This window comes from Ruegeria aquimaris, assembly GCF_025751555.1.
In the GTDB taxonomy this organism is placed as follows: Bacteria; Pseudomonadota; Alphaproteobacteria; order Rhodobacterales; family Rhodobacteraceae; genus Ruegeria_B; species Ruegeria_B aquimaris.
In genome coordinates this window covers 49,279-69,817 of record NZ_JAOWLB010000002.1, presented here as the reverse complement: position 1 = coordinate 69,817, position 20,539 = coordinate 49,279, and the positions used below count along the sequence as shown (strand labels likewise).

At 62.5% G+C, this 20,539-nt stretch carries 19 protein-coding genes; 14 read left to right on the top strand and 5 right to left on the bottom strand.

Going from position 1 to position 20,539, the window contains the following annotated elements; all coding sequences use genetic code 11:
• Positions 1-9 precede the first annotated feature (9 nt).
• The 3 genes from OE747_RS03175 to OE747_RS03165 all read left to right on the top strand — a co-directional run bounded on the left by OE747_RS03175 (position 10) and on the right by OE747_RS03165 (position 3,425).
• Positions 10-642, top strand: a complete 633-nt coding sequence (locus tag OE747_RS03175) for a TIGR04282 family arsenosugar biosynthesis glycosyltransferase (protein ID WP_263827157.1) — start codon at positions 10-12, stop codon at positions 640-642.
• Positions 639-2,897, top strand: a complete 2,259-nt coding sequence (gene rnr / locus OE747_RS03170; protein WP_263827156.1) for a ribonuclease R — start codon at positions 639-641, stop codon at positions 2,895-2,897. The genes OE747_RS03175 and rnr overlap by 4 nt, the downstream gene beginning before the upstream one ends.
• 126 nt (positions 2,898-3,023) lie before the next feature.
• On the top strand, positions 3,024-3,425 hold the full coding sequence (locus OE747_RS03165; RefSeq protein WP_263827155.1) for a globin domain-containing protein: 402 nt from the start codon (positions 3,024-3,026) through the stop codon (positions 3,423-3,425).
• Positions 3,426-3,431: 6 nt separating this feature from the next.
• On the opposite strand, the gene OE747_RS03160 is transcribed toward OE747_RS03165, so the two are convergent.
• Positions 3,432-4,907 (bottom strand): NAD-dependent succinate-semialdehyde dehydrogenase, encoded by a 1,476-nt coding sequence (locus tag OE747_RS03160; RefSeq protein ID WP_263827154.1) that lies wholly within the window; start codon positions 4,905-4,907, stop codon positions 3,432-3,434.
• A gap of 256 nt (positions 4,908-5,163) precedes the next feature.
• Here OE747_RS03160 and OE747_RS03155 point away from each other — a divergent pair, with 256 nt between their 5' ends.
• A complete protein-coding gene (locus OE747_RS03155; protein ID WP_263827153.1) occupies positions 5,164-6,381 on the top strand; it encodes an aminopeptidase P family protein in 1,218 nt (405 codons plus the stop codon).
• A 60-nt stretch (positions 6,382-6,441) separates the two neighbouring features.
• Here the strand turns inward: OE747_RS03155 and OE747_RS03150 are convergent, their stop codons facing one another.
• The gene (locus tag OE747_RS03150) at positions 6,442-6,783 is read right to left on the bottom strand and encodes a cupin domain-containing protein (RefSeq protein ID WP_263827152.1); all 342 of its coding nucleotides are present in this window, start codon (positions 6,781-6,783) and stop codon (positions 6,442-6,444) included.
• 191 nt (positions 6,784-6,974) lie between these two features.
• Here OE747_RS03150 and OE747_RS03145 point away from each other — a divergent pair, with 191 nt between their 5' ends.
• From OE747_RS03145 to OE747_RS03110, 8 genes are all read left to right on the top strand, one after another.
• The gene (locus OE747_RS03145; protein WP_263827151.1) at positions 6,975-8,054 is read left to right on the top strand and encodes a hypothetical protein; all 1,080 of its coding nucleotides are present in this window, start codon (positions 6,975-6,977) and stop codon (positions 8,052-8,054) included.
• Positions 8,055-8,057: 3 nt separating this feature from the next.
• Entirely contained in the window at positions 8,058-9,176 is a 1,119-nt protein-coding gene (locus OE747_RS03140; RefSeq protein WP_263827150.1) for a hypothetical protein, read from the top strand.
• Between the two features lie 67 nt (positions 9,177-9,243).
• On the top strand, positions 9,244-11,184 hold the full coding sequence (locus OE747_RS03135) for an AAA family ATPase (RefSeq protein ID WP_263827149.1): 1,941 nt from the start codon (positions 9,244-9,246) through the stop codon (positions 11,182-11,184).
• The gene (locus OE747_RS03130; protein ID WP_263827148.1) at positions 11,177-11,995 is read left to right on the top strand and encodes a putative phage abortive infection protein; all 819 of its coding nucleotides are present in this window, start codon (positions 11,177-11,179) and stop codon (positions 11,993-11,995) included. Before OE747_RS03135 ends, OE747_RS03130 begins: the two co-directional genes overlap by 8 nt.
• Positions 11,992-13,341: a DUF6638 family protein gene (locus tag OE747_RS03125; RefSeq protein WP_263827147.1), complete on the top strand. Its 1,350-nt coding sequence runs from the start codon at positions 11,992-11,994 to the stop codon at positions 13,339-13,341. The genes OE747_RS03130 and OE747_RS03125 overlap by 4 nt, the downstream gene beginning before the upstream one ends.
• Before the next feature lies 1 nt (position 13,342).
• Positions 13,343-13,609, top strand: a complete 267-nt coding sequence (locus tag OE747_RS03120) for a hypothetical protein (RefSeq protein WP_263827146.1) — start codon at positions 13,343-13,345, stop codon at positions 13,607-13,609.
• A gap of 10 nt (positions 13,610-13,619) precedes the next feature.
• Positions 13,620-14,264, top strand: a complete 645-nt coding sequence (locus tag OE747_RS03115; RefSeq protein WP_263827145.1) for a DUF1523 family protein — start codon at positions 13,620-13,622, stop codon at positions 14,262-14,264.
• A 69-nt stretch (positions 14,265-14,333) separates the two neighbouring features.
• A complete protein-coding gene (locus OE747_RS03110; RefSeq protein ID WP_263827144.1) occupies positions 14,334-14,762 on the top strand; it encodes a c-type cytochrome in 429 nt (142 codons plus the stop codon).
• An 8-nt stretch (positions 14,763-14,770) separates the two neighbouring features.
• Here the strand turns inward: OE747_RS03110 and OE747_RS03105 are convergent, their stop codons facing one another.
• The gene (locus OE747_RS03105) at positions 14,771-16,348 is read right to left on the bottom strand and encodes a beta-1,6-N-acetylglucosaminyltransferase (protein ID WP_263827143.1); all 1,578 of its coding nucleotides are present in this window, start codon (positions 16,346-16,348) and stop codon (positions 14,771-14,773) included.
• Between the two features lie 146 nt (positions 16,349-16,494).
• On the opposite strand from OE747_RS03105, the gene OE747_RS03100 reads away from it, so the two are divergent.
• Positions 16,495-17,313, top strand: coding sequence for a sulfotransferase family protein (locus tag OE747_RS03100; RefSeq protein ID WP_263827142.1), 819 nt, complete (start codon positions 16,495-16,497; stop codon positions 17,311-17,313).
• A gap of 6 nt (positions 17,314-17,319) precedes the next feature.
• On the opposite strand, the gene OE747_RS03095 is transcribed toward OE747_RS03100, so the two are convergent.
• A complete protein-coding gene (locus OE747_RS03095; RefSeq protein WP_263827141.1) occupies positions 17,320-17,880 on the bottom strand; it encodes a TetR/AcrR family transcriptional regulator in 561 nt (186 codons plus the stop codon).
• A 132-nt stretch (positions 17,881-18,012) separates the two neighbouring features.
• On the opposite strand from OE747_RS03095, the gene OE747_RS03090 reads away from it, so the two are divergent.
• The gene (locus OE747_RS03090) at positions 18,013-18,432 is read left to right on the top strand and encodes a pyridoxamine 5'-phosphate oxidase family protein (protein WP_263827140.1); all 420 of its coding nucleotides are present in this window, start codon (positions 18,013-18,015) and stop codon (positions 18,430-18,432) included.
• A 234-nt stretch (positions 18,433-18,666) separates the two neighbouring features.
• On the opposite strand, the gene ilvD is transcribed toward OE747_RS03090, so the two are convergent.
• Positions 18,667-20,499: a dihydroxy-acid dehydratase gene (gene ilvD, locus OE747_RS03085; RefSeq protein WP_263827139.1), complete on the bottom strand. Its 1,833-nt coding sequence runs from the start codon at positions 20,497-20,499 to the stop codon at positions 18,667-18,669.
• Positions 20,500-20,539: the final 40 nt, after the last annotated feature.

Below are 20,539 nucleotides of genomic sequence, written 5' to 3'. Positions count from 1 at the left end.
GCGAAAGCGATGCGGCGTACGCTGTTCATCATGGTCAAGGAACCGCGCCCGGGCCGGGTGAAGACCCGGCTGGGGCGCGATATCGGCATGGTGGGCGCGGCCTGGTGGTTCCGCCACCAGACAAGGGCGCTGCTCCGGCGGCTGCGCGATCCGCGCTGGCGCATCGTGCTGGCGGTGTCGCCGGATGCCGAGGGGATGGCCAGCCGGGTCTGGCCCGCCGATCTGGCGCGCCGCCCGCAGGGGCGCGGCGATCTGGGCCAGCGCATGGCGCGGCAATTGCGGGCGGCGCCATGCGGGCCGGTCTGCCTGATCGGCGCGGATATTCCCGGCGTCACCCGCGCCCATGTCGCGCGTGCATTCGCGGCGCTGGGTGAGGCCGATTTCGTGTTCGGACCGGCACCCGATGGCGGGTACTGGCTGGTGGGCGCGGCGCGCCGGGGGGCGCTGCCGCCTGGCTTGTTCAACCATGTACGCTGGTCCAGCGAGCACGCGCTGGGCGACACGCTGGCAGGGCTGTCGGGACATCGGGTTGCTCAGGTCGGCATGCTGCAAGATGTCGATACCGCCGCCGACCTGCGCGATGCGTCTGGTGTCGCTTTTGCGGTGACGCGCCTCGCGCCGCGTGCTACGGCGGAAACATGACTCGCATCCCGACCAAGCAGGAAATCCTCGACTGGATTTCCGCGCATCCCACGCTCACCTCGAAACGCGATATCGCCAAGGCCTTTGGCATCAAGGGCTCGGACCGGATCGACCTGAAACGCATCCTCAAGGAGCTGGAGGCCGAGGGCCATCTGGAGAAGCGCAAGCGCAGCTATGCCGACCCTGACCGGCTGCCGCCGGTCAGCGTGTTGCAGGTCAAGGAACCCGACGAGAACGGCGACCTGTTCGCGCGTCCGCTGGAATGGCATGGCGAAGGGGTGGAACCCATCGTGCTGGTGCTGCCACGCGCCAGCGACCCGGCGCTGGGGGCGGGGGATCGCATCCTTGCCCGCCTTACCGTGGTGCATGAAGAGGATCACAATTACGAGGCGCGGCTGATCCGCCGGATCGGCACCAACCCGCACAAGATCCTCGGCATCTTTCGCAAGGGGGCCGAGGGCGGGCGTATCGTACCCATCGACAAGGCGGGCCAGAACGAATGGCTGGTGGCCGAAGGCGCGGTGCATGGCGCCAAGGACGGCGAACTGGTCGAGGCCGAACAGGCCGGGCCCAAGGGCCGCATGGGCCTACCGCGTGCGCGCATCATCGAGCGGCTGGGCGATCCATCAGCGCCCAAGGCGGTGTCGCTCATCGCCATTCACCAGCACGGCATCCCCGACGATTTCCCCGACAAGGTGATCGAAGAGGCGGACCGGGCAAAACCGCTGGGCCTGTCGGGGCGGATGGACCTGCGCGACATGCCGCTGGTCACCATCGACCCGTCGGACGCGCGCGACCATGACGACGCCTGTTTCGCCCATGCCGATGACGATCCCAAGAACCCCGGCGGGCACGTGGTCTGGGTCGCGATTGCCGATGTGGCGGCCTATGTCCATCCCGGCAGCGCGCTGGACCGCGAGGCGCGCAAGCGCGGCAACTCGACCTATTTCCCCGACCGGGTGGTGCCGATGCTGCCCGACCGGCTGTCGGGCGATCTGTGCTCGCTGCACGAAGGCGTGCCGCGCGCCTGCATCGCGGTGCGGATGCAGATCGACGCGCAGGGCAACAAGATCGGGCACCGGTTCGTGCGCGGGATGATGCGCTCGGTCGCCTCTCTGAACTATCAGGAGGTGCAGGACGCCGTTGACGGCAGCCCCAACGACAAGACCGGGCCGCTGCTGGATGAGGTTCTGACGCCGCTCTATGCCGCATACAAGGCGCTGAATGCGGCGCGTGAACGGCGGCAGCCGCTCGACCTTGACCTGCCGGAGCGCAAGATCGTGCTGAACGACAAGGGCCATGTGGAAAGCGTCGCCTTCCGCGACCGGCTGGACGCGCACAAGCTGATCGAGGAGTTCATGATCCTCGCCAATGTGGCCGCCGCCGAGACGCTGATCGCCAAGCGCGTGCCGCTCTTGTTCCGTGTGCATGAGGAGCCTGCCCCCGAAAAGCTGGAGGCGCTGCGCGAGACGGCGCAGGCCTCGGGGCTGACGCTGGCCAAGGGGCAGGTGCTGCAAACCCGCCATCTGAACGCGCTCTTGCATCAGGCAGCGGGAACGGACGAGGCGGAGCTGATCAACATGTCGACCCTGCGGTCGATGGCGCAGGCCTATTACAACCCCGAGAATTTCGGGCATTTCGGTCTGGCGCTCAGAAATTACGCGCATTTCACCTCGCCCATCCGGCGCTATTCCGACCTGATCGTGCATCGCGGCCTGATCAAGGCGCACGGCTGGGGCGATGACGGGCTGACGGCGGACGAGATCGAGCAACTGGATCGGATCGCCACCCATATCTCGGACACCGAGCGCCGTTCGATGATGGCCGAGCGCGACACGACCGACCGCTATCTGGCGGCCTATCTGTCGGAACGGGTGGGTAATGAGTTCACCGGGCGGATCAGCGGCATCGCGCGGTTCGGCGCCTTTGTGAAGCTGGACGAGACCGGGGCCGATGGGCTGGTACCGGTGCGTTCGCTGGGGCGCGAGTTCTTTCATTTCGACCGCGAGGCGGGCACGCTGATGGGGTCGGAAACCGGGCTGCTCATATCGATCGGGCAGCGGGTGACGGTGCGGCTGGCGCAGGCCTCGCCGGTGACCGGGGGGCTTGAGTTCGAGATGCTGAACCTGGAAGACAGCGAGTTGCCGCGCGGCGGTGCCCCGTCCAAGGGCAAGCGTGTGGTGCGCCGCAAGGCGGCCAAGGCCAAGCACAAGGCGGACAAGCTGAACCGCAAGCTGGTACGCAAACGGCGGTAATATCAGGGCTGACCAGGGCTGGTCGCCCTTGGCATTCTGCACTGCGGAAACCCGCCGTTAACCGGTGGTCCCCATACTCGTCCATGACCCGGGACGGCCGGGGTGGTTGCAGTTGAGCGAGGTGGCATGACCGACGATCAGATTCGGCTGGTGCAGTCCAGTTTCGCCCGTGTGTTCGCGCGCAAGGCGGATCTGACCGAGCGGTTTTATCTCCACCTCTTTCAGGAACTGCCCGAATCCCGGCGGCTGTTCAAAGGTGATTTTCCGGCGCAAAAGGAAATGTTCGCCTCGATGCTGGCCGCTACCGTCCGCGGCATGAGCGACGCAAAGAATTTCCGGGCTCTGGGGCGGAGCCTGGCCCGGTCCCATGCGCGGTTCAATCTGAACCATGCCGACCTGAAAAAGGCGGCCCGCGCTTTGCAGACCGCCTTGTCCGATGTGATGGGAGACGGGTTGTCGCCCGAGGAAACAACCGCATGGAACGAGGCGGTGGCGCAGCTGATGGAGATGCTGGCCGCCCCCGCCTGACCCCGGTCAGACCGCCATGCAGATGTATTTCATCTCCAGATAATCCTCGATCCCGTGATGGCTGCCTTCGCGGCCCAGACCCGATTGCTTGACGCCGCCAAACGGCGCGACCTCGGTCGAGATGATGCCGGTGTTGACGCCGACGATCCCGTATTCCAGCGCTTCGGCCACCTTGTAGACCCGGCTCAGATCCTTGGCATAGAAATAGGCGGCAAGGCCAAAGATGGTGTCATTCGCCATGTGGATCACCTCGTCCACCGTGTCGAACTTGAAGAGCGGGGCGAGGGGGCCAAAGGTCTCTTCCTGTGCCACCTTCATGTCCTGGGTGACGCCGGTCATCACGGTGGGCTGGAAGAAGGTACCGCCCAGATCGTGCGGCAGACCGCCGGTCAGGATGGCGCCGCCCTTGGCGGCGACGTCTTCGATATGCTCTTTCACCTTCTCGACCGCGTCGGCATTGATCAGCGGCCCGGTGGTGGTTCCGGCGGTGAGACCATCACCCACCTTGAGGTTTTCAACCGCCACTTTCAGCTTGGCGGCAAAGGCGTCATAGACGCCTGCCTGCACATAGATCCGGTTGGCGCAGACGCAGGTCTGGCCGTTGTTGCGGAACTTGCACATCATCGCGCCTTCGACGGCGGCATCCAGATCGGCATCGTCGAACACGATGAAGGGCGCGTTGCCGCCTAGTTCCATCGAGCATTTCATCACCTGGTCGGCGGCCTGTTTCAGCAGGATGCGGCCGACCTCGGTCGAGCCGGTGAAGGTCAGCTTGCGCACGCCGGGGTTCTCGCAGAACTCCTTGCCGATCTCGCTGGAGCGCGACGAGGGGACCACGTTGAACACGCCCGCAGGAATGCCCGCCTGTTCGGCCAGCACCGCCAGCACCAGCGCCGACAGCGGGGTTTCCGCCGCAGGCCGGGCGACAAAGGCGCAGCCCGCCGCAAGCGCCGGGCCGGCCTTGCGGGTGATCATCGCGTTGGGGAAGTTCCACGGCGTGATCGAGGCGGCCACCCCGATGGGCTGTTTCAGCACGGTGATCCGCTTGTCGCGCTGGTGGCCGGGAATGGTCTCGCCATAGATGCGCTTGGCCTCTTCGGCAAAGAACTCGATGAAGGACGCGCCATAGGCGATCTCGCCGATGGCTTCTGCCAGGGGCTTGCCCTGTTCGGCGGTCAGGATGCGGCCCAGATCCTCGGCATTGGCCATCATCAGGTCGTACCAGCGGCGCAGGATCGCGGCGCGTTCCTTGCCGGTATACTGCGCCCATTCCTTTTGCGCGGCCTCGGCCTGGGCGATGGCGCCCGCCACCTGGGCGCGGCTCAGGTCCGCGACTTCGGCGATCACATCGCCGCGCGCGGGGTTGGTCACGGCAAAGGTGCCGTTGTCGCCGTCAACCCATTGGCCGCCGATATAGGCCTTGGTCGCCAGCAGCTCCGGGTTCTTGAGGAGCGATTTCAGATCGGTCATTGCGTCCAGCATGGCTGAGTCTCCGCCTAGAATGTCTCGGGTGCACCCAAACAGGTGTGTCGCCTCTTGTCTATGTCCACTCGTGGGGAGGAATCAATCCAGATTTGATCAAATTCGTGCCGTTGCCTCCAAAAACTCCCCCTTGATCGACTCGGAGGCTTGCGCCAATGTCCGCGCGGGCTCTGGCGATGGCGTCGCCTCATGCCGCGCGGCATGCGCCCGCTCCCCGTCCTGAACGCCGGGACCTTTCTGCAAAGGAGGGTCAACCATGACCGCTGATTTGTCGCGTCCGGAATTCTATCGTTATCACAACGGAACCGAAGCCAGGCTGCCTTTCGAGGCCGCAGAATACGAGGCTCGTCTTGCCGGGCTGCGCGCCCGGATGGAGGCGCTGGGCGCCGAGGCCGCCGTGTTCACCTCGATGCACAACATCGCCTATTACTCGGGCTTTCTTTACTGCGCCTTCGGGCGGCCTTATGCACTGGTGGTCACCCCAACCGAAAACGTGACGATCAGCGCCGGTATCGACGCGGGCCAGCCCTGGCGCCGCTGCCATGGCGACAACATCACCTATACCGACTGGCAGCGCGACAACTACTGGCGCGCGATCCGTTCGGTCACCGGCGAGGGGCGGGTGATCGGCTATGAAAGCGATCACCTGAGCCTGTTGCAGAAGGGCAAGCTCGACGCGTTCCTGGCGCCGTCGAAAACCGTCGACCTGTTCGACACCACCATGCGCCAGCGGATGATGAAATCCCCGGCCGAGATCGCCCTGATCCGGCAAGGCGCACAGGTGGCGGATGTGGGCGGCTATGCCATCCGCGAGGCGGTCAAGGCTGGCGTGCGCGAGATCGACGTGGCCATGGCCGGGCGCAACGCGATGGAGCTGGAGATTGCCAAGCGCTTCCCCGATGCCGAATACCGCGACACCTGGGTGTGGTTTCAGTCCGGGCTCAACACCGATGGCGCGCATAACCCGGTGACGGGCCGGGTGCTGGAACGGGGCGATATCCTGTCGCTCAACACCTTTCCGATGATCTCGGGCTATTACACGGCGCTGGAACGCACCATGTTCGTGCAGGAGGTGGACGCGGCCAGCCTGAAGATCTGGGAGGCCAACGTTGCCGCGCATGAATACGGCATGTCGCTGCTGAAACCGGGGGCGAGCTGCGCCGAGGTCACCCACAAGATCAACGATTTCTTTGCCGCGCGTGACCTGTTGCAATATCGCACCTTTGGCTATGGTCACAGCTTCGGCGTGCTCAGCCATTACTATGGTCGCGAGGCTGGTCTGGAGCTGCGCGAGGATATCGACACCGTGCTGGAACCGGGCATGGTGATCTCGATGGAGCCGATGCTGACCATCGCCAACGACCAACCCGGCGCCGGCGGATATCGTGAACACGATATCCTGGTGATCACCGAGGATGGCAACGAGAACATCACCGGCTATCCCTATGGGCCGGAATTTAACGTCGTCGGCTGAGGCAGGCGAGATTTTTCGCCGAAAAATCTTCGCCCCCTGACGGGGGCGGAGCATCGCGCGTCACAACCGGATCACGTAATCCTTGGTGGTGGTCTCGATCACTTCCCATGTGCCGGAGAACCCGGGGCGCAGCATGAAACTGTCCCCTGCGCGCAGCGTGATCTTGTTGCCGTCTGCGTCAGTCAGGACAGAGTGACCCGACAGGATGCGGCAATACTCCCATTCGTCGTAAGAGATGCGCCATTTGCCCGGCGTCGCGCGCCAGATGCCGCAATAGAGCCCGTCACGCTCTTCAAGGTTCCAGGTGGTAAAGACCGGATCGCCCGACAGCACCTTCTCGGCTGCGGGGCGTTCGGTTTCGCCTGCCCCCTCGGGGGTCACCGGTTGGAAAAAGCTGCTCATCGCCCGCCTCTCTCTGAATGGTTCGGGGCGCAGCATCGCGAGAGGCGCGGCGATCTGCAAGGTCGATTCAACCGCCTTTCCTTTTGCGCCTGAGTTTGCCACAGTTTTTATGATCCCTGCGCCCTAGGGGGATGTAAATCCTTGTTACATGCCATATCTAGGGCATGCATTTGACCCAAAAGGATAAAGCCATGTCTGATACAGCGTTCGAGGCAATGATCCTGGAAACCCAGCGCAAGGTGCGCGAGAGCCAGGCCCAGATCGAGGGCGTGACCAGCCGGATCGAGGCGGCGCGGGCCAAGATCGAAACCGGCGAGGCCGATATCGACATCGAGAACGCCACGCTGGAAGACGTGCATGCCCATACCGAGGTGATGAATGCCAATATTGCCGAGCTGATCATGGGGCTGGACGATGTGACCTCGGCCTTTTCCAAGGATTTCGACGAGATGCGCTCGAAAACCGGGTGGGAGAGCTTTGTCGGCATCTTCTCCAGCGGCAAATCGGAATCGATGCGGCAGGAGCGGATGCGCACCGCCAATATCGACGACAAGTTGCAGGACCTGATCGCCAAATCGGACGTGATCGTTAAGCTGCTCGAAGGGCAGTTGGCGGTTCTGGAACAGCAGCGAGAGAAGGTCGAAACCAACCTGACCGGCACGCTGGACGACCGCGAATTCACCGTGCAGGAACTGGAAGCTGTGCGGGCCGAGATCCTCTCCATGGATCCGCAGATCATCGCGCTGGAAAACAAGATCAGCGTCGAACAGGACGCCGCCGCGCGCACCAAGCTGGAAACCGAACTGGCCGAGCTGAACAAGGCCTATAACGCCAAGGTACGCGACGAGCAGGTGAAACTGGCCAAGAGCCAGACGCTGGAACGCTATATCGAAAAGGGCAAGACCTGGGTCGACAGCCTGCAAAACCAGGCCGCGACCCAGATGGTGCTGATCAACAAGCTGCAAACGGACACGCAGCAGCGTGTGGTGCTCTATGACGCGCTGACCAAATCGCTGAAGACCGCGCAGCAGCAGGATGTCGCCCACCGCATCAACGAGATCGGCGTGCAGACCGACCAGGAGGCGCAGACCGCCATGGCCGCCATCGGCACCGCGACCAACCAGAAGATGGCCGACATGCTTGAGGCGCACGAGGATCACATGGTCTTTGCCCGCGACGTGCTGGAGAAGAAGGCCAAGGCCGATGAGCGCTTTGCCCGCCGCTTCGCCGCCATCGTCGAGAAGCACGACAAGAACCTCTACGGGGGCTGATCCTTGGCCGATCCCGCCCACGATCACGTCGGCCTGACCGATACATTCGCCTCGCGCCGGTACTTCCGCAAGTTCGAGACGATTGCCACCCATCTGCTCCGGGTGGCCGCCAACATGGAGGCCGAAGGCGTGATCAGCCGCGATGAGGTGCGCATCGTCTCGCGCTATATCTCGGGGTTGCTGTTCACCTTTCGCGCGCTCAGCATGAAATACCTGCTGGTCGGGCGCGACACGGGGCGGTTCTTTGGCTCGCTCAACATGGACAAGCGCGATAGCGGCTTTCCGGTGGCGGCCGAACTGATGACCATGGCCAACGACGCCCAGCAGGCGGCCAGCCATCTGGCCAACATGCCGTCAGAGGCGGCGCTGAAGGACGAGATGGTCCAGACCATCCTGGGCAGTCGCGAGATCCCGACCAAGCTGCAATTCGCCCTGTCGCAGCGGCTCTATTACGAGGAACTGGCACGGGGGCAGCTGTTCTGGGTGCGCAACGACCCCGAATGCCACTGGATTTCGACCGAGGGCGAGCGGCGGCGGTTCCTGCTGCATTGGGCCGTCTATGACAGCCAGATCAACCTGCCGGTGATCTATCTGATGCGGCTGGAGGATACCGGCAAACAGGCCCTGCCCAAGGACAGCCGCCGCTGGCCCGAGGTACAGGCGCATCTGATGGCGCAGTCGCTGGCCGGGTTGAAGCTGTTGACCATCGCCAAGGGGTTTGACGAGGATTTCGACGATCTGCACCCGAAACATCTGCGCCGCATCCACGTGGGGCCGATGTATTCCTCGGCCTATACCGAACAAACCGGCCCGCTGCGTGCGGTGCTGGAGGACGCGCAGGCCCCTGCCGGGCAGGACTGGGCGCTCGCCTGGACCAGCGAGGAGCTGGAAAGCGAGGACGTACGTGAGGAACGCGCGGGCTGGTTCGGCACGGTCGAGCGCGAGGTCTTTGCCCTCGACCCGTTTGGCGGGCAGGGGGCCGAGACCGGGGCCACGCGCACCAGCCGGTCGATCATCCTGCCGCAGCGACCGTTCCAGGTTCTGGCCGAACGCAATCCGCCGGGTTTTGCCGATGTGCGTAAATTCGTGGTGAGCGAGGGTGGGCAGGTTCTGCGATATTGATTGGCCCTGCCGGGCCAAGCCTCCGGCGGGAGTATTTTGAGCAAAGTGAAGACAGGGGCACTGCGACATGAGCCTGACATCCGACCAGATGGAACTGCGCGAAGAGGCGATCCGCGCGCATTACCCGGCGGCCACCGCGCTGCTGGACGGGTTCGATCATGCGCCGCGCGTGGCGCAGGCGAGGACGCCCGCCAGGGCGGAGGAGCGCTCGCCCGGCATCCCTGCAGCGCGGCGGTTCCGTTCGACCACGCCCGGTCTGGTGACGCGGCGCACCGCCCGGCCCGACGGGGTGCATCTGCGCGAGCGGATCGAGGCGGCGGATGACGGCGACACGCTGGTCTCGCCGCTACAGGCCACCGTGGCGCAGGCGATCCGCCGGGCGCTGGCGATCGCATTGGCCATGGGAGAGGGCTATGGCGAGCGCACGCCGCTGGGCGATCTGAAACGCGCCAATCTGGCGGGCGACCTGCCTGCGGCGCGCAAGGGCGAGTTCACCGAATTGCTGACCGCCGAGGCGCTGGTAGTCTCCCATGTGTTCGGAAACTCGCTGGCCTATCTGTTGTCGCCGCATCTGGGCGCAACCTCGGTCGAGGTGGGCGAGGTCGAGGAGTTTCTGACCGACAACGCGCAACTGGCGATCCACGGCGCGCTATGGGATCTGGACCAGAAGCTGGAGCAGTTCGCGGGCGACGACGCGCAGCTGATCGCCGCTACCGCCGGTTTTGCCGAACAGCTGATGGCCAAGGCCGCCGCGCGCGCACAAGGCGCCGGACATCTGGCCCCCTTCACCGGTGCCGCTTGGCATGTCGAGGCCGATGACCTGACCCTGCGAGGCTTTACCCCCGCGGCCAAGGCGCGCTCGACCAAGCTGACCATGACGTTCAAGAAACCGAACGAGGTGGTCGGCAACCATATCGCCAAATACCAGGCCATGAAGCTGTCGAAAATGCTGATGGCCTATGATTTCGAGCGCCGCCTGAACCCGTTTGCGGAACTCGGCGGCTTCATCTTCACCTTCATGGGCGATGGCAAGCCAGGCACCGGCAAGACAACGCTGATCCAGATGATGGCGGGGTTGATCGACGAATACTGCCGCAACGCGGGCTATCCGTTCCGCTATCAGAACTTTGGCATCGACAATATCGACAGCTATCAGGGCAAGTCGGGCCAGAACGCCAAGGCCTTTGTCCAGAACGTGCTCGACCCCGGCGTGATCGGGTTCGGCACCATCGACGATATCGACCAGATCGCGGGCAAGCGCGGCGACCGCCAGTCGAGCGCGGGCCAGCAGGAGGTGACGGCGGTGTTCATGGAGGCCTTTGCCGGCGCCAATACCGTGGTGCGCGGCAATTGCACCTTTGGCATGTTCTCGAACTATCCCGAGAATGTCGACGACGCCCTGCGCCAGCGGGCGGGGGCGCGGTTCCTGGTCGACGGGCCGCAGACGCGCGAGGATTACATCGACATCCTGGCCCTGCTCTTGGGCAAGCGTCACGATATCCCGCTGGGCGAGCATGACCTCTATGCCGCGCAAGAGATCAAGCGCGCGGTGGCCGCCAGTTTCGCCGCCCATGGCCGCCCGCACGAGGCCGGGCTGGCGCAGGTGTGGGAACGGGTGGGGGCGCAGGTCGGCCCGCTCGACACCATCGCCAAGTTGGGGACCTATCTGAAAGGGATACAGGAGGCCGACGAACGCTTCACCGGTCGCGCGATCAAGAACATCACCGACGCGGTCAAGGTCCGCGCGATGGATTTCGAACTGCCCGATGAATGGATGGAAAATCCCGACCTTTTCCTGTTCCGCGACTATGACACCAAGCTGGCGATGATCGAAGAGCTGCGCCAGCCCATCACGGTCGAGATGGTGGTGCAAGAGATTAACCGCTATGCGGATTCAGAGTTCCGCTATGCCGACAAGTCCGACGAGGTGGCGATCGACGGCATGGTGCGCGAGATGGGCCGGATGGACGCGGCGAAGAAACGGTATCTGGAGGGGAAGGATGGGTAAGCGCCTGTGCTTGCATCCGGTGTTCTGGGGTGTTCTTGCAACTCTAACCTTGTTTCTATTTGCGCTTTGGATCGGTTCACAAGTTGATTGCAGTAGCGAAGGCGTCTGCCAAACAAAGTTCTCAATCTTTTTGGCTGCACGACCAAACGAGGTTGGAGATACGCTCGCAGGTTTCGCTGGAGCGCTCGCTTTTGTTTGGATTATTGTGACTGTTTGGTTGCAGAGTCAGGAATTGTCTGAGCAACGAAGGGTTTTATCCGAGCAAAAGGATGAGTTCGCAAAGACTAACGAAAACATGTTGGCGCAGCGTTTTGAAGTATCTTTCTTTGAGCTGTTAGCAACACTGAATAGTATCGTCGAATCTATTGATATCATAAACGCAAATGGGCAAGTCACCGCAAAAGGTCGAGATTGTATTAAGATTTATTATGAGCGTTTGGTAAAGCTATACGAAAAGCGGAGTAGCCAAAGTAACCTGGAGAGAATAAACGAAGAATTTTGGACGAAGTATAGTCACGAGTTCGGGCACTATTTTAGGTTTCTGTATAATTCATTGCGCGCTGTCTCCGAGAATCCTCAATCGCAGGAACGGCACGGAAAACTTCTGAGAGCGATGCTTTCGGATCACGAGCTTCTATTGTTGTTTTATAACTGCCTCCATCCAAAAGGGGAGAAGATGATAAAGTATGTTGTCGAGTTCGAGCTGTTTGACAACTTGCCTGTGGAAAAATTGCTTGACCCAAAGCACGAGAAGCTTGTTCCAGCAACTGCGTTCGGCAGAGAAGACACTTCGGAAAGAGAGGCAATATGATCCGCCTCATCCAATCCGGCCTGATGTTCGGCAATCTTGTCCATATCTCCAGCGCGGCGCTGGTGGAGCGGTATAATCGCGCGCTCCAGCATCTGGCGGGCAAGACCACGGCGCTTACCGATTTCCACATCGACATCTCGGGCTATTCGCCCGAGATCGGGGACGAGCTGGGTGATCCGCTCTACCTCAACCCCAACGGGGTCAACCGGCAGTTCATCCTGCTGACGCCCGAGCAGAAGCGCGCGCCGCTGTTGAACGTGAAATTCTCGACCTCGCGCCCGATCCTGCGCGAGTTCATCGAGGCGAACGAGGCGCAGCTGTTTGCCCTTACCGCCACCGATGCGGTGGCGGGAGAGCTGGTGAACTCGGTCTTCAAGCTGCGCTCGCCGGCCGATCTTTTCACCCTGCGCAAGATCGAGATCGAGGCCGACACCGTCGGCGGCACGCTGAAGAACGCGGACAAGCTGGCCGCCATGATCGAACGGTTCAAGACCGAAAACGACGCCTGGTTCGACGATGTGCTGATCGCCGAGATGATCGGGATTTCGAAACAGACCGGCGATATCAGCCGCAACCCCGTGCATCTGAGCCACAAGGCGCATGAGCAGCGCAATTTCTGGACGGCGCATTTCGGCGGGCTCTACCTGTTCCCCGATGTGGAACACCCGGCGATGATCTGCGTGGGCGAAAAGCCCCGCGAAGAGATGCCGGTGAAATACGTGCTGGACCTCGGCGAACGCAACCGGATTGCCAAGTTCCTCGATTTCAACAAGCTGGCCGAACCCATCGTGCGGGCGCGCGGCATGGATGCTGCGGCGGTGCTGCGGCAGAAGATGGATTTCATCGTCATCGACACCGCCGCGGGGGCCGGGCTGAACCCGGCGGGGCTGGACCGGGGCGATATGCGGAGGCTGGCGCGGATGCATGCCGACCGGCTGCCGGATGAGTATCACGGGCTGGCGCAACTGGCGCGCTGGGCCGAGAACGGCGGCGACTGGCCGCGTATTTCGGCGGATCATCCGGCCTATTTCTATGGCCTGCGGGCCGCCGATACGCCCGACCGCGACCTGGTCAACATGTTGCTGGCGGAACTGGCGCCGCTGGATGCGCGCCAGCTCTTCATCTGTCACAAGGAGCTGTTCTATCGCCTCTATGCGACCTGGCCCGAGGCCAAACGGGCCTTTGTTGCCGATTTCCTCGCGCGCGAGTATCAGGTGGACAAGGCAGGCGCGCGGGCGGCATTGTTCGGGCACGAGCCGGACATGAGCGGAGCACAAAGCCCCGCGCAGGCGGATGAACGCCTGATCGAACGGGTCGGCCCCTGGGGCGCAATACGGAGGCGATAGGGTGATCGGACTTCTCAGACTTGTCGTTGTCCTGCTGGTGGTGCAGACGGTGGCCTATGTCGGCCTGTCGCTCTATTCCCGGGCGGTGCGGCGCGGCAAGCTGAAGCGCTGGTGGGAGGAAAAGGGCAAGACGGGCGACAAGGAGGCCTTTGTCGAACGCGGTCTCAGGGCCTATGACGGATCGTTCCGGCGCAAGCTGATCCTGGGGGTGTACTTTGTCCCCTGGGTATTGATCGCAGTGCTGATCTATATCGTGAATTTCAAGTGAGGACCTGGCCATGCGCTATGTCAAATGGGTGATCATCGGGCTGTTCTGGCTCAGCGTCGCCGCCTTCCTGCACTATACCCTGCCGCAGCGCGACATCGTGCGCATCGTCAATACCTATGAGGAACGGCAGGAGCTGAACGACTGGACCCGAATCTTCTGGTCGCGGCCCGACGACCAGTCAGTGAACATCATCAACCGCGATGTGCAGTTCATTCAGGGGGTGACGCCCGAAGGCCGCCCGCGTGTCTATCGCAACGAGGATACCAGCTGGAGCTGGCCGCCCTACTTCAAGTTCGACACCGCCAATCTCTATACCGAGGCGAATGACGCGATCTCGTCCAAGGACAAACCCGAATGGGTGGCGGTGACCCATTATGGCTGGCGCAACGAATTTCTGTCGATCTTTCCCAACGCGGTGGCGATCAAGCCGGTGGAGGGGCCCGACGTGCGCCTGATCCCCTGGTTCAACATAATTGTCCTTACCCTGTTGGCGGCGCTGTTCTGGGCGATCTGGGTGCGCTGGCGCCGGTTCCGCGAGGCGCGCATCGACCCAGTGATCGAGGATGTCGAAGACAGTCTCTATGCCGCCGGCGAGGCGATCGAGGAACGCCGCGGTCGGTTCCGGCGTTGGCTCGACAGCTGGAAGTCGAAATAGATTTTCGCGCTTGACCTTACCCCTGCTGTAACCCCCAGACCGGGCACATCGTAGGCACAGGAGCGACCGATGAAACGTGCAGTACTTTTCTTTGTGGTGTTGGCCGTTCTGGCCGGGGCCTATGCCATTTGGGTCCGCCCCCAGGGGCAGGAGGATGCCGCCGCTCCGGCGGCGGGCGCTGCATTGGCGGCCGTAACCGTGCCGGACAGCCTGTCCGAGAACGGCCGGATCGGAGAGCGCCTGTTCCAGGCCAAGTGCGCAACCTGTCATGGTGCCAATGCCGCTGGCCAGCAGGGCATTGCGCCACCGCTGATCCACAAGATCTATGAACCGTCGCACCATGCCGACGAGTCGTTCCATCGTGCGGTCACTCTGGGTGTGCGCGCGCATCACTGGCCCTTTGGCGACATGCCGCCGGTCGAGGGGCTGAGCCGGGGCGATGTGACGATGATCGTGGCCTATGTCCGGGAGGTTCAGGCGGCCAACGGCATCCGTTGAAGGCCGGATCAGTCGGCGAACATGTGGTCGTTCTGCATGATCCGAAGCGCCTGATCCCAGGGGATCGACAGAAACTCGGCCAGCTTGTCGGCATTGTCCTCGGGGGTCGAGGTCTGGTGGATGCGGCCATAGCGCGCAAATCCCGCGTCGCGAATCCGGTCTGACTCGTAAGTCATCTCGTTGCGGATCGTGGGCAACAGCCGTTCCAGCGTTGCCTTGGGCGTGCGTTCACCGGCCAGGCCCACGCGATAGGCATGACCGATCAGATAATCGTCGGTGAACTGGCATTCGATCTCCAGCATCCGGGTGACCGACCTGTCGGAAAAGAAGTCGTGCATCAGGTCCAGATTTGACGGGTCGAGACAGATGACAAGACGATCCGTCTCGAAATACTCAAACAGCATCCGCATCAGGGCGCGGCGGTGCCGGGTCCGTTTCTCCAGCGTCGCCTGAATGCCACCCAGATCGGGCAGGGGCGCGCTTTCTTCGCTGAAGAGGTATTCGATGGTCGGCACGTTCATGACCTGCCGGATCCGTTCCAGCAGCCGCTTGGCCACGTGCCATTTCTTGCATACCACGATCATCAGTTCACGCTCGCGGCCCAGCGAGCTTTCGGTTTCCCAGAACCGCATGGCGAACCGTCGCCCGATTCGGCCGCGACCGGTCAGGAACTTGAACAGGTTTCTGCCCTCGTTCGAGATCTGGAAATCGACATTGTGGGTCGCGTAGAGACGGCCAAGACGCGCCTTGAGCTCCTTTGCTTCGGGGCTGATCTTGCGGGCGAACAGGAAATCCTGGCTCAGCAGGAGGTCATAATGGTCGTTGTAGAAGGTCACCGGCATTCCATAGTCCGAAAACATCAGGAAGGTCAGCGTACGGGTCTCGATCTCATACTCGGGGATCAGGTGCCGGACCAGGGTCTGAAAGAATGTCTCGTCCGGGATCCAGGTGCTGGCGAAAAACCGCATGACGTCGCGGCGGCTGCGGGTGAAATCCAGGATCCATTCGATGGTGCGGCGACGCAGGCACCACCACTGGCTGCCGATCATGATCTGGATGTCTGATGGAATCTCGCGGGTGAGGCCAAGCCGTTTCTGAGCTTCGAACATGGCGTAGAAGCGTTTCTTCTGCGTCCGTTCGTTGAACCAGTGGCGGTAAATCAGCCGCTCTTCCTTCCAGCCGGTCTTGATCCAGTCACTTTCGAAATAGTCGAAGCTTTCGATATAGTCCCGGTCGTGTGCATCCAGAAAGCGGTGCGCGTATTCGGCGGTCTTGATCGCCATGCAGTCGCCCGACAGCATGTAGAAATGGGTGGCGCGCGGAAACTCGTCCACCGCCGCCTCGATGGCGTTCAGCGTGGCCTGCACCAGCGACCATTCACCCCAGCCGCATTTGATGCGGCGGCGGGCAAAGGTGACATTGGGGTTGTCCGCCAGGGCGCTGCGAATGCGGTCATAATCGGCGCGCCTGGCGCGGGCGTCGAAATGGATCGACATGTAGTCGCCCGCGGCCGTCAGGCGCTCGGCCTGCATGACGATCGCGTCAGGGTCCTTGTGGCACAAAAGGATGTAGGCGATTTTTGCCATATCGGAAACGATCGACCCCTGTTTCTGCTCGTTGTTTACCCTGATAAAGGTGAAGACCGATTGAATAAACAGAGTAAATTTGGTTTTTTGGAGCAAACACGCCCGTTCCCGGATTATGGCGACACGTGGCACAGGAGGCAAGGCAGATGGGTTTCCCCGGCACATGGATGACGGAAAGCGAAAGTGTGGTCTATCGGGTGGTGCCGAAATGCGCCTGCTCGACCATCGGGCAGATCATGTATTACTCGGATCACGGCACATTCTTCGATGGCGACATCCATGATGCCCAGCAGGGCCTGCACAAATGGGCGCTCGAGGCCAGCCAGGGGCCGATCAAGCGCAATGTGAAGGCCCACAAATCCTATGCCTTCACCTGTGTGCGTAACCCGTACACACGTATCCTCAGTTCATTCTTCGACAAGATCTGTGGCATTCAGCGCAACGGCAAACGCTACCGTGGCAACCTGGTGCCGATGCTGGTCTACAAATACGGGGTCGAGGTCGGCGGCGACGATGGCAAGCAGGAGTTCGACCAGATCGCCAGTTTCCGCCGGTTTCTGCTGTTTGCGCGCGACACCATCCGCTGGCGGCGCCCGATGGACCCGGACATTCACTGGTCGGCGATGTCGGGCCATATCTCGACCTTCATCTGCAACGGCGGGCGCTACGACAAGATATTCTGGACCGAGGCGTTCAACGACGGCATGCAGGAGGTGCTCGACAATATCGAGACGCCGCACAAGGTCAGGCTCGACAAGATCCCGCGCTTCAACGAGAGCGAGGGGCATGGGCCGAAACGGCTGCACCCGGTCGAAGACTATTTCGACGATCTGTCGAAACATCTGGTCTATGAAATCTACAAGCGCGATTTCGACCTGTTCAAGTATGATTTCGAGAACCCGGGCAACAAGATGCCGATTGACGAGATCGACCTGGACGAAGTGCACGCGAAGCTGGGTGAATAGAGGGGGTCAGGACAGGCCGGGCGGGACACGCGTTTCCGCCAGCGTCAGAAGTTCGGTCACCACGCCCTCAAGCTCCGTCGGGTTCAGCCTGTGGCGCAGGCTGCTGCCCAGATAGCAATCATAGATCAGGTGCGCCTTGCGGCGGGCCACCGGGGATGGGTGACCCATCACGCGGAGAAGATCGGTCAGAAAACCGATGCGCCGGGCGTCGATCTCGTCGACCGCGTCGCGGGCCAGCGCCTCACTTTCGGCCCAGAACCGTATCGGCCATTCCAGGCTTTCCGGCTGGCCGAACGCGGTGTGAAACAGGGTTTTCAGCGCCGCGCGCGGATCGGTCGTGCCTTGCAGATCGGCGATGATCCGGTTGGTCGCCACATGTTTCCAGCGGGCGATCACGGCGGCATGGAAATCGGCCACGTTTTCGAAGTGATAATAGAAACTGCCGCGCGTCATCCCCTGCGCCCGCGACAGCTGATCGGCCTTCAGGGCCACATAGCCTTGCTGCGCCAGGGTCTCCAACCCGATCTCGACCCAGCGTTCAGCGGAGAGTCTTGTGCTGCGCGGCATGGCGCTTCCCTGTTGAACATACAGTTATGTATTTACACTGCGCCATCGCCGTGACTATGTAAAATACATAAATGTATGTTTTTGAGTCGCAGTAGGGCCCGAAACCTGCCCCTGACCTTAAAGAAACCCCGAATGACTGATATCCAGACCCGTATCCGCGCATTGGCTCCCCGCCTGCAACTTGTCTCGCTGGCCACGGTGACCGAGACCGGCGCCCCCTGGGTGCGTTTTGTCGCGGGCCGGATGATGCCTGACCTGTCGATCTGGTTCAGCACCCATCTGAGTTCGCGCAAGATCGCGCATCTGCGCCGCGATCCGCGGGTTCACGTCACAGCGGGGGCCGCGGATTTCACCGCGCAGGAATGGCTTCAGGTCGAGGGGCGGGCCGAGATCTCGACCGCGCAGAGCGACCGCGAGGCCTTCTGGTTCGATGGGCTGCTGGCCTATGTCAGCGGCGTTGACGATCCCGAATATGCCGTGGTCAAGGTGATCCCCGACCGGATCGAGATCGGGGCGATGGGGCGAGAGCCGCTGGTCTGTCAGGCAGGCTGACCGTCTCGGCTTGCCTCGGCAATTGCCCTGTGCCTTTGCAGTTCTTCGGAGCAGCCGGGCAAGCCCGGAGAACGGGGCGCTCCCGCCCGTCGTCGACGTTTCTGACGAAACATCTCCTCCCGTTGGGTCGGGCGCCGCGCCATTGGCGCGGCGCCCGGCTCAACCCCGCAAGGGGGTCCGGCGTCAGCCGGGGACATGTAGCGAGGGCGGGAGCGTCCCGCCCCATGCAACGGTTCAAAGTTGGCGCACAGCACCTTTGGCCGCGCTGGTGGCCAGTTTGGCATAGGCCTTGAGCGCGGTGGACACCTTGCGCTTGCGCGGCTGCGCCGGGTGCCAACCCAGCTTGTCCTGTTCCGCGCGGCGGGCGGCCAGATCCTCGTCGGACACCGCCAGGTGGATGGTGCGGTTGGGGATGTCGATCTCGATCCGGTCGCCCTGGCGCACCAGCCCGATGGTTCCGCCTTCGGCGGCCTCGGGCGAGACATGGCCGATCGACAGGCCCGAGGTGCCGCCCGAGAACCGCCCGTCGGTCAGAAGGGCACAGGCCTTGCCCAGCCCTTTCGACTTCAGATAGCTCGTCGGATACAGCATCTCCTGCATGCCCGGCCCGCCGCGCGGGCCCTCGTAGCGGATCACCACCACGTCGCCTTCCTTGACCTTGCCCGTCAGGATATCGCTGACGGCGGCGTCCTGGCTTTCGCAGACATGCGCGGTGCCAGTGAACTTCAGAATGCTCGCATCCACCCCGGCGGTTTTTACGATGCAACCGTCCAGTGCGATATTGCCGAACAGCACCGCCAGACCACCGTCCTGGCTGAACGCGTGCTCCTTGCTGCGGATCACACCCTTTTCACGGTCGGTATCCAGTTCCTTGAACCGGTTCGCCTGGCTGAATGCCTGCGTCGTCCGCACCCCGCCCGGCGCGGCCTTGAACAGCTCTTCGGCCTCGGGGTTATTGGCAACCGTGATGTCCCATTTTGCAATTGCCTCGGCCATCGAGTTGGTGTGCACCGTCGGCACGTCGCCATGCAGCAGGCCAGCGCGGCTCAGCTCGCCCAGGATCGAGAAGATGCCACCGGCACGGTGCACATCCTCCATGTGGACGTTGTGGATATTGGGCGCGACCTTGCACAGGCAGGGCACCTTGCGGCTCAGCCGGTCGATATCGTCCATGGTGAAGTTCACCTCGCCCTCATAGGCGATCGCCAGCAGGTGCAGCACGGTGTTGGTCGATCCGCCCATGGCGATGTCGAGGCTCATGGCATTCTCGAACGCTTCAAAGGTCGCGACCTCGCGCGGCAGCAAGCCCTTTTCCTCGCCGACATAATGCCGCTTGGTGATGTCGACGATCTTGCGCCCGGCCTCCAGGAACAGTTTCTTGCGGTCAGCATGGGTGGCCAGCGTCGAACCGTTGCCGGGCAGCGCCAGACCCAGTGCTTCGGCGAGGCAGTTCATCGAGTTGGCGGTGAACATGCCCGAACAGGAGCCGCAGGTCGGACAGGCGTTTTCCTCGATCTGTTTGACCTGCTCGTCGGTGAACTTGTCATCCGCCGCCGCAACCATCGCATCCACTAGGTCGATCTTCTTCATGTCCAGATCGGCGATGTCGATCTTGCCGGCCTCCATCGGCCCGCCGGACACAAAGATCGCCGGGATGTTCAGGCGCATCGCGGCCATCAGCATGCCGGGGGTGATCTTGTCGCAGTTCGAGATACAGACCATCGCATCAGCGCAATGGGCGTTGACCATGTACTCGACGCTGTCGGCAATCACCTCGCGCGAGGGCAGGGAATAGAGCATGCCGTCATGCCCCATCGCGATGCCGTCATCCACCGCGATGGTGTTGAACTCCTTGGCGACGCCGCCCGCCGCCTCGACCTCGCGCGCGACCATCTGGCCCAGGTCCTTCAGATGCACATGGCCCGGCACGAATTGGGTGAACGAGTTGACGATGGCGATGATCGGCTTGCCGAAATCGTCGTCAGTCATGCCGGTTGCGCGCCATAGGCCGCGCGCGCCGGCCATGTTGCGGCCGTGGGTCGAGGTTCTGGATCGGTACATTGGCATGGTGCTGTTTCCCTTTTGCCGGTCCCTGAAAAACAAGGTG